The following is a 3327-nucleotide window of genomic DNA, read 5'->3' as shown; positions in this document are numbered from 1 at the left end:
GAAGGATAACAACCAACAAAATTGAGAAGGCAGATATGATCTTTTTCATAATAACCATCCTTTCAAAACAAAATTAAACCCATCTATTACCAATATTATATTCCGGATAATAAAAAATTACAAGCCCCGCAGGATAAACCGGCGGGGCAGAGGGTTTGTATTACGCAGAGAGCCATATTTTAAAACTTCGAGTGTTTTACACTTACAACTTAATGACCGTCAGTTCGGGGATGAACTTTTCAAAATCGGCCTTGGTGCAGGGGGTCGTGCCCTCGTGGATCACCGAGGCGTGCGCTGCCGCGCAGCCGTAGATTAAAATCTTTTCCGGTTCGCCGCCCTCAATCAACGCTTTGCAGATGCCCGCGACCATACTGTCGCCGGTTCCGACGGTGCCTTTGACCGGAACGTCGAGCGCACCGCATAAGAAAATGCCGTCGCGGCAGGCGAGCAGCGCACCGTCGCTGCCCATCGACGCGCAGACATAGGCAATCCCCTCATCCAGCAGATGTTTTGCGGCGATGGCAATTTCCCCCGAGCTTGAAAGCGGTCTGCCGAAAATGCGCCCGAGTTCGGGTTTGTTGGGCTTCAGCAAGAACGGTATAGCCCGGATGCCCTGAAACATCGCCTCTCCGTCCGTGTCCAAAATCGTGCGCACACCTCTAAAATTGGCCTGTGCGATAATCTCGGCATACAGTTCCGCCGGTATTCCCGGGGGAATGCTGCCCGACAGCACAAAAATGTCGCTGTCCTTGAGTGCTTCGGTGGCGAGCGTCAGCATTTTTTTAGCGTCGGCCTCGGTGAGCGGGTCGCCGTTTTCGTTAAACTCAGTCAGCTGTTTGGTCTTTTGTTCGAATATCTTGATGTTTTCGCGCAGCCGTCCTGCAACAGGGACAGATTGGCCTTCAATCCCCTTTTCCTGCAAAAACGAGGCAACCGCAGAGCCGCTCTCTTCGTGAGAAAAATAGAGACAGCGCACGGCAAGCCCGAGATTTTTGGCTGAGGCAGCAACATTGATGCCTTTTCCGCCGACGCTGCGGATGGTCTTTTGAACCCGGTTCGTCCCGCCGGGAAGAACCTCGGAGAGCTGCAGGGTCTTATCGATACAGGGGTTTGCGCAAAGTACGGTAATCAAGCTCATGAGAATAACGCCTCCGTTTCCGGGAATTATTTTAACATACGGTTGTTTTTTATTCAAGAATATCAAAATACAAACATTTGATTGACATCTGTTTTCTCGCCCGATATAATATTATAAAACCGAAAGAAAGAGGAGTAAATATGTATTGCAGAAATTGCGGTAAAGAGATACCCGATAATACGGTATTTTGCACCTATTGCGGAGCGCAGACAACGACTGTGCAGCAGCCGTATCAGCAAACCCCTAATCAACAGGACGTCAGACGGGCGCTCGAAGAGTCGGGAAAAAACAAAATTGCTGCGGGTTTGTTTGCAATTCTGTTGGGCGGGTTCGGAATTCACAAATTCTATCTGGGAAGAATAGGTCTTGGCATCGTATATATTCTCTTTTGCTGGTCGGGTATCCCCTCTCTCATTGCTTTGGTTGAGGGGATCATATATCTGACTTCCAGCGATGAGGAATTCTATTTAAAATATGTAAGGCAATAGGACGGGAAATCGCTTCGTAAAAATAACCCGTCAGTTATATAAAAGCGTATTGACATATTTTATTTACCCGATATAATACAATTATAACCGAAAGGAAAAAGGAGGAGTACATAATGTTCTGCAAAAATTGCGGCAAAGAGATTCCCGATAACGCCACATTCTGCACCTATTGCGGCGCACAGACAGGAACTCCGCAGCAGCAGGCACAGCACCCCCAGCAACCCGTTTATCAGCAGCCCACTTATCAGCAGCAAAATTATCAGCAACAGAATTACCAGCAGCAAAATTATCAGGCAAATAATTACCAACAACCGATCTATCGTTCATCCGCACCGGTAGGACAATTAAAAACAAATCGCGGTTTAGGATGGTTTATCCTCTATAGCATTATAACATTCGGAATTTATCCAATCGTGTTCTTTACTGGAATATCAAACGATATCAATGTTATCGCAAGCCGCTATGACGGCAGAAAAACAATGCATTATTGTTTATTGTTTTTCTTGGTGGCACCAATTACATTCGGTATTGCAGGTTTGGTCTGGTCTCATAACATCTCGGACCGCATCGGGAATGAGTTGAAACGCAGAAGAATTCCTTACAATTTTAGCTCTTCTGACTTTTGGCTGTGGGGATTTTTGGGTTCCTTGATTATTGTCGGGCCATTTATTTATATTCATAAATTGGCTGAAGCAATCAATCAATTGGCAATAAACTACAATACAAACGGGTAAAAATATTTGATTTTTCGAGATCATAATGAAAGTTATTCAGAAAATTGAATAAATGTAAGGGGATCACTATGCTTGATGATTTATACAGCTCACTCGATACGTTTATAGGGGCAACTGTTTTTGGCGTCATCGCTGCCATTGCGCTCACTGTAGTTATATGCATCTTTTCGTTTCGACATAAAGGATCAAATTCAAAGTTCTGGTCTTTTATTCGGCGGCTTGTAAACTTTGACTTTTTTATCATTGATAAAATCATGAAAGTGATATACATCTTTTACACATGCTTTTGTATCGCATATGGATTTGGGTTGCTGTTTGTATTTCAAGATAACTGGTACGGAAATAGAACATGGATGGGTGGAATGGGGCTTTTATTAATAATACTCGGTCCAATTGTCGTCCGTCTTCTTTTCGAGTTTTTTATGTTGCTTCTCACACTGGTCAATAAGGTGATTTCCATTGATTCAAAGATAAAAACGCCTTCGAACGATGTTCCAGCTGTAAACGATCCTACCCCCCCTGTACATGTTCCAAACAAGTACTGCATGAATTGCGGCAAAGAAATTAATGCAGATGTTTCGATATGCCCATGGTGTGGTACACAAAACTGAAATATAAGATAAAGAACGCCATCACATCATCCATATAAAAGTTCATAGAATAAATATATAAATTTCGGCGTTGGTCTGGGGTATTGTATCGGTGGTCTTGTGCCAGTTGCCGCTCAGTTTCATCTTCGGCATCATCGGCCAAAACAAAGTACGGGAAGCCGAGAAGAGGGGCATCGAAAACGGCATGGTCAAAGCGGGCCGTATCACCTCGCTGATCGGTTTGATCTTAGGCATTGCTTTTACGGTATTCTGGGCGATTTTTTTCATGGTCATGATCGGACTGCTCACGTTTGCCGTTTCCGCACCGTATGTTTGGAATTGAATCACGTGGAATCATATGCAAAAAGGCGGGTTTT

Annotated in this window: 5 protein-coding genes; 4 read left to right on the top strand and 1 reads right to left on the bottom strand. The window is 44.4% G+C overall.

The annotated features are described in order from the left end of the window. Positions 1-202: 202 nt before the first annotated feature. A complete protein-coding gene (locus PKH29_12735; protein ID HNX15705.1) occupies positions 203-1138 on the bottom strand; it encodes a 1-phosphofructokinase family hexose kinase in 936 nt (311 codons plus the stop codon). Positions 1139-1278: 140 nt separating this feature from the next. On the opposite strand from PKH29_12735, the gene PKH29_12730 reads away from it, so the two are divergent. The 4 genes from PKH29_12730 (at position 1279) to PKH29_12715 (ending at position 3293) form a co-directional block, all read left to right on the top strand. Next, a complete protein-coding gene (locus PKH29_12730; GenBank protein ID HNX15704.1) occupies positions 1279-1626 on the top strand; it encodes a TM2 domain-containing protein in 348 nt (115 codons plus the stop codon). A gap of 113 nt (positions 1627-1739) precedes the next feature. Then, on the top strand, positions 1740-2360 hold the full coding sequence (locus tag PKH29_12725; protein HNX15703.1) for a DUF4234 domain-containing protein: 621 nt from the start codon (positions 1740-1742) through the stop codon (positions 2358-2360). A gap of 68 nt (positions 2361-2428) precedes the next feature. Continuing rightward, positions 2429-2971: a zinc ribbon domain-containing protein gene (locus tag PKH29_12720; protein HNX15702.1), complete on the top strand. Its 543-nt coding sequence runs from the start codon at positions 2429-2431 to the stop codon at positions 2969-2971. 106 nt (positions 2972-3077) lie between these two features. Further along, positions 3078-3293, top strand: a complete 216-nt coding sequence (locus tag PKH29_12715) for a hypothetical protein (GenBank protein HNX15701.1) — start codon at positions 3078-3080, stop codon at positions 3291-3293. Positions 3294-3327: the final 34 nt, after the last annotated feature.

Source organism: Oscillospiraceae bacterium (genome assembly GCA_035353335.1).
Taxonomy (GTDB): domain Bacteria; phylum Bacillota; class Clostridia; order Oscillospirales; family JAKOTC01; genus DAOPZJ01.
Note: the sequence above shows the minus strand (reverse complement) of the source record. Positions and strands in the feature narration are given on the sequence as shown.